Below are 6,610 nucleotides of genomic sequence, written 5' to 3' on the forward strand. Positions count from 1 at the left end.
CCCGCGCGGACCGCGGCGAAACCTACCGGCCCAGGCCGGCGGCCAGATCGGCGACGGTGTGCGCCCGGATGCCGTCGACCCGGCCGTCGGTGTGCCGGCTCGCCACCGTCCGCACATGCTCCTCGGCGACGTCGGCCAGTCCGTCGTAGACGGAGGTGAACAGCTCCCGGGCCGGCTCGCGCAGCCAGCCTCGCGGCAGCAGCTCGATGGGCAGGTGCGGGTCGAGGATGGGCAGGCGGCGGTAGGTGTCCATGACCTCGGTGCGAGCGCGGACCGCCTCCGCGCCGGTGAGCGTCCAGGGCAGTGCGGGCCGCCAGCGCCGGATGAACGACTCGTACCGCCCGGTGATCAGCACGGTGTCCCACGCGTCGAGCGGATTCCGCCGGATCGCCGCGTCGAGCTCGACATGCCGGGCGCGGAAGACGGTCAGGGTGCCGAGGGTCAGCTCGGCGAGCCGGGCCCGGGTCTTCTCGCTGAGGTCGTGCGGGGAGATCCACAACCCGTCGTACAGCGGCGCATAGCCCATCCACCGGAGCTGGTCGCGCAGTCCTCGCCGGAGGCCGGCCTCCTCCTGCGGCAGCGAGAAGGCGATCAGCGTCCACTGCCCGTCCCAGGTCGGCCCACCGGCCGCCCCCACGATCGCGCTCCCGCCGATGGCCAGGAACGTGGCCGCCGCCGCGGTCAGGCGGTAGGAACTTCGCCGTCCCCGCCGGCGGCCTTCGATCACGCCGCGGCGGGCAAGGCGGCTGATGGCCGTTCGGGCTCCGGCCGGGCTGACGCCGGACTCGGTCAGCAGCGCGACGATGGCCGCGGTCGGCAGCCACTCGCGGGTGCGCAGCGTGTAGTCCGCCATCAGGGTCACGGCCAGGCCCTGCGGCGAATTGCCGCTCTGCCGGCGGGGCAGCCGAACGGAACCATCGGGAAAGATCTCGTCGATGTCGTACGGGCTGGTCACGCGATGACCTTACGGGATCGACTCTTGTCGATTGACAGTTTTACGTCCGAGGTGGAGAGTTTCTGTCACACGACGGTGTGGACCGGGCCCGCACGACGCCACCTCGGCGCACCCACGCGTGCCTACCCCCTCCCCACCTGCCACCACGCACCGCGTCCACCGCGCGGAACGAAGGAGACAGGGAATGAGAATCAGAAGGAAACTCCTGCTCGCCGCGGCCACCTCCCTGGCCGTCGCCGGGCTGGCGGTGCCGGCCGCACAACCCGCGTTCGCCGCCTCGCTGACCGAGGTCACCGGCTTCGGGGACAACCCCGGCGGCATGCGGATGCACATCTACGTCCCGGACGCGCGACCGGCCAGCCCGGCCATCGTGGTCGCCATGCACGGCTGCGGCGGCTCCGGCCCGGGGTTCTACTCCGGCAGCGAGTTCGCCTCGCTGGCCGACCGGTACGGATTCCTGGTCATCTACCCCAGCGCGACCCAGCAGGCCGGGTTCGGCAACTGCTTCGACACCTGGTCGGACGCCGCCAAACGCCGCGGCGGCGGCAGCGATCCGGTGTCGATCGTCTCGATGGTCACCTACGCCGAACGGCAGTACGGCGGCGACCCCAACCGGGTGTACGCCACCGGCAGCTCCTCGGGCGGGATGATGACCAACGAGACGCTCGCCCTCTATCCGGACGTCTTCAAGGCCGGCGCGGCCTTCATGGGCGTGCCGTTCAACTGCTTCACCGGCGCGGCGGACTACCCGCCGGGCGCCAGCAAGTGCACCGGCGGCAGCATGAACCGCACCCCGCAGCAGTGGGGCGACGCGGTGCGGCAGGCCTATCCCGGCTACACCGGCCCGCGTCCGCGCGTCCAGCTGTGGCACGGCACCAGCGACACCCTGGTGCCGTACTCGTTGCTGCAGGAAGAGATCGAGCAGTGGACCGACGTGTTCGGGCTGAGCCAGACGCCGACGTCCAGTGACACGCCGCAGTCGGGCTGGAACCGCCGCCGCTACGGCGACAACATCGAGGCGTACAGCATCCAGGGCGCCGGGCACAGCCTGCCCGGCAGCGGCATGGCCGCGTACGCGATCGGCTTCTTCGGCCTGACCGGTGGCACCACAACGCCGCCGACCACCCCACCGACGACCACACCGCCCACTACTCCGCCTACGTCGGGTTCGTGCCGGGTGACCGCCTCCGTTAACGCCTGGAACACCGGTCTGACCGAGAACCTCACGATCACCAGCTCGACTGCCGTCAACGGCTGGTCGCTGGGCTTCACCCTGCCGGGCGGGCAGACCATCACCTCCGGCTGGAACGCCACCTACTCCCCGGCCACCGGGCAGGTGACCGCCCGGAACTCGAGCTACAACGGCGTGATCCCGGCCGGTGGCTCGACCACGGTCGGCTTCCAGGCCACCCACACCGGCAACAGCGGCGCGGCCGGCGCGTTCACGCTCAACGGCAACAGCTGCACGACCGCCTGACAGGGGTCGCTCTCCGGCCCGGGGAGCTGGGCCGGAGAGCACCGGACCTCAGCCCTTGCCGAGACCGCTGGTCAGCCCACCGATGAGCTGGCGCTCGGCCAGGGCGTAACAGACCAGGGAGGGCAGCATGGCGAGGGTGACGTAGGCGAGGATGCGGGCCGTGTCCGCCGAGTACTGCGACTGGAACTGCTGCACTCCCAGGGGCAGCGTCCACCAGCGGGAGTCGTTGAAGACGATCAGCGGCAGCAGGTAGTTGTTCCAGCTGCCGACCACGGCCAGCACCGAGACCGTGCCGAGGGCGGGCCGGGCCATCGGCAGCAGGATGCGCCAGAAGAACCGGAACGGTCCGCACCCGTCGAGCACGGCCGACTCCTCCACCTCGGCCGGGATCGTGCGGAAGAAGCTGCGCAGGATGACGATCGTGATCGGCAGGCCGAACGCGACCTGCGGCAGGATCACCCCGAGCGGGTTGCCGAGCAGGCCCATGCCGCGCAGCAGGACGAACAGCGGCAGGATGGCGACCGCGAACGGGAACATCAGCCCGATCGCGAACAGGGTGAACAGGAACTCCCGGCCGGGAAAGGCGAATCGCGCGAAGATGTACGCGGCCATCGCGCCGACGCCCACCACCAGCACGGTGCTGGCCACGGCGATGACCACGCTGTTGGCCGCCTGCTGCCAGAACGCCGTCGAGCGAAGCGCGTCGAGGTAGTTGCCGGGCAGCCACGGGTCGGGCAGCCCGAAGGGGTTGGTGAACAGCTGGCCGTTGTCCTTGAACCCGCCGAGGATCCCGAAGACGATCGGCACGACCACGGCCGCGCCGACCACGAGACTGGTCGTGTGCAGGGCGGCGGAGCGCGTACGGGTCATCATCGCTGGTCCCCCATGGTGGTGACGGCGCCCTCGAGGTCGCGGCGCAGCACGAAGCGCTGATACAGCAGGCCGAAGGTGACACTGATCAGGAAGATGACCATGCTGATCGCGCTCGCGTAGCCGACGTGGAAACGCTTGAAGCCTTCCTGGAACATCGTCACGGCAAGGGTTTCCGACGAGCGGATCGGCCCGCCACCGGTGAGCACCCACACCATGTCGAACAGCTGGATGGTCCCGAGAACGGACAGGAACACGCTGATCCGGATCGTCGGGCCGAGCAGCGGCAGCGTGATGTGCCGGAAGGCCTGCCACGGCCCGGCGCCGTCCATCGCGGCCGCGTCGTGCAGTTCCGGCGGGATGCTCTGCCGGCCCGCCAGATAGAGGATCGTGTGGAAGCCGAAGTACTTCCACGAGATCACGAAGAACAGCGAGTACATCACCGTGTCGGTGTCGGCGAGCCAGGTCGCGCCGAGGTCGCCGAGCCCGATCAGCTGGGTGATGTGGTTGGCCAGGCCCTGGTTGGGCGAGAAGATCATCGTGAACAGGACGGCGGTGACCACCTCGGACAGAACGTACGGCGCGAAGAACAGCATCCGGTAGACCCGCCGGCCCCGCAGCGGCTGGTTGAGCAGCATCGCCAGGGCCAGCGAGATCGGGATCTGGATACCGAGCGAGAGCGCCACGAGCAGCAGCGTCCGGCGCAGGTCGCCGACGAAGATCTCGTCGGTGAGCAGGCGCCGGAAGTTCTCCAGGCCGACGAAGTTGCCGGGTGCGCCGAAGCCGTTCCAGTCGAAGAAGCTGGCGTAGGCGGCCACCACGATCGGGGTGAGCACCAGCAGGGCGAACAGGAACAACGCCGGGCTCAGGAACAGCGCCACGGTCGGCCAGGGGCGGCGCCGGCGGCGCACCTTCTCGGCCGGCGGCGGCACCGCGGCCGGCGCCGGCCGCCGCTCGTCGGTGAGCACCGCGGTCAGCCCCGCTTCGCCGCGGTGCTGATCGCCTCGGCGACCTTCTCCGGCGTGGCCTTGCCGGCGAGCAGTTCGGCCACGCTGTCGTTGACCTGCTGACCGACCGCCGGGGCGTAGGCCTGGTCAAGATAGAGCTGGAACCCGGTGGACGCGGACAGCGCCTTGCCGACCAGTTTGAGGTTGGGGTCGGTGACCGCGTCCTCGGCCGCTTTGACGGTGGGCAGAACCCCGGCCGTCTTCGCCTCGATGCGGGCGTTCTCGGGCTGAGCGATGTACTTGAGGAACTCGACCGCCTCCGGCGGCGCGTCCTTGCCGACGGCGAACCCGCCACCACCGCCGAACACGTCGGTTCCCTGGCCCTTGCCGCCGTCGACCGCGGGGAACGCGAAGAAGCCGAGCTTGTCGCCGAGGCCCTTCTTGCCCGCCGAGTTGTCCCGCTGCACGACCGGGGCCCACTGGCCCATCAGCTCCATCGCGGCCTTGCCGTTGCCGACCGTGGCCGCCTGCCCGTCGGCCGTGGAGTAACCGGCCGCCAGGAATCCGGTCTGGAACGGCTGCAGCGCCACCAGCTCGGCCAGCCGGGTGCCGGCCGCCACGAAGTCCGGCGTGCTGAAGTTCTTGTCGACGGCCGCCTGTTGCAGTGCCTCCAGGCCGCCGACCCGCATGGCCAGGTAGGCCCAGTAGTAGTGGCCCGGCCACTTCTCCTTGCCGGCGAGGGCGATCGGGGTGGTGCCCGCGGCCTTCAGCCGGCGCACGGCCTCGAGATAATCCGCCCAGGTGGCCGGCGGGGAGTTCACCCCGGCCTTGGCGAAGAGCTCCTTGTTGTACCAGAAACCGACCATGCCGGTGTCCACCGGCGACGCGTACGTCTTCCCATCGGTGCTGTACGCGTCGAGCGCGGTCGGGATCAGGGTGTCCTTCCAGCCACCGACGTCGGCGGTGAGGTCCTTGACCATGCCGGCCTCGGCCTGCTGGAAAAGCACCCCGCCACCCCAGGTGTGGAAGATGTCCGGCGGGTCACCGGCCTGGATGTTGGTGGTCAGCTTGGTCTTGAACGCCTCGTTCTCCAGCGGTGTGATCTTGAACTTCACCCCGGGATGGGCCGCCTCGAAGCGAGTCGCCATGGCCGCCCATTCCGAGAGCATCGGATCGGTATTGGCGATGTGCCACCAGCGGATCGTCTTGCCCGATCCGGACGACTCCCCGTCGTCGTCACTGCAGCCGCCGAGGACCGCACCCATTGCGCCGGCACCGGCGAGTTCCAGAAAAGATCGACGACTGAACCGGGTCGAGGGCATGACCGGGTATCCCTTCGCAGGAATTTCATGGGATCAGGAAGTGGCGAAAGTTGCGGGCATTGATCTTCGTCATTTCTCCACTGCCTGCGCACGTTACGGCGACGTGTCCGGCCGGTCAAGACCACTTGCTGCCAATAGCAATTGCGGAACGTTCGGGAGCCGGTCGATATTTTCGGAGCATAAATTGTCACTGAAAAGTTGTTATGGATCAGCTCTCCCGGAAGTCGTCGGAAGGCAATTCAACCCTTGAATTAGCGGGAAACATTCTGGCAACATGGCGTCTCAACGGGAGCGCTCCCACCCTGCGTTCAGGTATTGACTCCCCCGCAAGGCGAACTTGCGCAATTCATGGTGAGCGCCGTCCCCATTCCCCCGAAAGGCCCCACCCATGACTACGAAACCGACCCTGCGCCGCTGGTGGCGCCTCGCCGTCGCGGCGGTGACGCTGGCGGCCGGCGGGAGCATCGTCGCGCTCACCGCCTCCGCGGCCTCCGCCGCGACGATCGACACCAGCGCCTCGTACGTGCTGGTCAACCGCAACAGCGGCAAGGCGCTCGACGTCTACAACCTGGCCACCACCGACGGCGCCCGGATCACCCAGTGGTCCCGCAACGACCAGGCCCAGCAGCAGTGGCAGTTCGTCGACTCCGGCAGCGGCTTCTACCGGCTCAAGTCGAAGCACTCCGGCAAGGTGCTCGACGTCTACAACTTCTCGACCGCCGACGGCGGGTCGATCGTGCAGTGGACCGACAACAACTCCACCAACCAGCAGTTCAGCGTCCAGGACGTCGACGGGTACATCCAGCTGATCAACCGCAACAGCGGCAAGGCCGTCGAGGTGCAGGGCGCCTCCACCGCCGACGGCGGCAACATCGTCCAGTACGCCGACTGGAACGGCACCAACCAGCAGTGGCAGCTGGTCCGGATCGGGTCGGACACCCCCACCACGACCCCCACCACGCCCCCCACCGGCGGCACCTGCACTCTTCCGTCGTCGTACCGGTGGACCTCGACCGGAGCACTCGCCACCCCGAAGTCG

The 6,610-nt window shown here is 68.9% G+C and carries 6 protein-coding genes; 2 read left to right on the forward strand and 4 right to left on the reverse strand.

From position 1 onward, the window contains the following. Positions 1 to 22: 22 nt before the first annotated feature. Entirely contained in the window at positions 23 to 955 is a 933-nt protein-coding gene (locus Ato02nite_RS08780) for a PaaX family transcriptional regulator (protein WP_213005914.1), read from the reverse strand. A 184-nt stretch (positions 956 to 1,139) separates the two neighbouring features. Between Ato02nite_RS08780 and Ato02nite_RS08785 the strand changes: the two genes are divergently transcribed. Further along, positions 1,140 to 2,432, forward strand: coding sequence for an extracellular catalytic domain type 1 short-chain-length polyhydroxyalkanoate depolymerase (locus Ato02nite_RS08785; protein WP_213005915.1), 1,293 nt, complete (start codon positions 1,140 to 1,142; stop codon positions 2,430 to 2,432). 48 nt (positions 2,433 to 2,480) lie between these two features. On the opposite strand, the gene Ato02nite_RS08790 is transcribed toward Ato02nite_RS08785, so the two are convergent. From Ato02nite_RS08790 to Ato02nite_RS08800, 3 genes are read right to left on the reverse strand one after another with little or no spacing between them, the layout of a single operon-like run. Continuing rightward, a complete protein-coding gene (locus Ato02nite_RS08790; protein ID WP_246606314.1) occupies positions 2,481 to 3,305 on the reverse strand; it encodes a carbohydrate ABC transporter permease in 825 nt (274 codons plus the stop codon). After that, a complete protein-coding gene (locus Ato02nite_RS08795; RefSeq protein WP_246606322.1) occupies positions 3,302 to 4,270 on the reverse strand; it encodes a carbohydrate ABC transporter permease in 969 nt (322 codons plus the stop codon). The genes Ato02nite_RS08790 and Ato02nite_RS08795 overlap by 4 nt, the downstream gene beginning before the upstream one ends. Before the next feature lie 5 nt (positions 4,271 to 4,275). Beyond that, positions 4,276 to 5,571, reverse strand: coding sequence for an extracellular solute-binding protein (locus tag Ato02nite_RS08800; RefSeq protein WP_213005916.1), 1,296 nt, complete (start codon positions 5,569 to 5,571; stop codon positions 4,276 to 4,278). A 388-nt stretch (positions 5,572 to 5,959) separates the two neighbouring features. Here Ato02nite_RS08800 and Ato02nite_RS08805 point away from each other — a divergent pair. Beyond that, on the forward strand, positions 5,960 to 6,610 hold a 651-nt coding region (locus Ato02nite_RS08805; RefSeq protein WP_213005917.1), incomplete at its 3' end, for an RICIN domain-containing protein.

Source organism: Paractinoplanes toevensis, from assembly GCF_018332695.1.
In the GTDB taxonomy this organism is placed as follows: domain Bacteria; phylum Actinomycetota; class Actinomycetes; order Mycobacteriales; family Micromonosporaceae; genus Actinoplanes; species Actinoplanes toevensis.

Coding starts and splice junctions, on each gene's coding strand:
- Ato02nite_RS08790 (WP_246606314.1), bottom strand. CDS start 3,305: ATGATGACCCGTACGCGCTCCGCCGCCCTGCACACGACCAGTCTCGTG.
- Ato02nite_RS08785 (WP_213005915.1), top strand. CDS start 1,140: ATGAGAATCAGAAGGAAACTCCTGCTCGCCGCGGCCACCTCCCTGGCC.
- Ato02nite_RS08800 (WP_213005916.1), bottom strand. CDS start 5,571: ATGCCCTCGACCCGGTTCAGTCGTCGATCTTTTCTGGAACTCGCCGGT.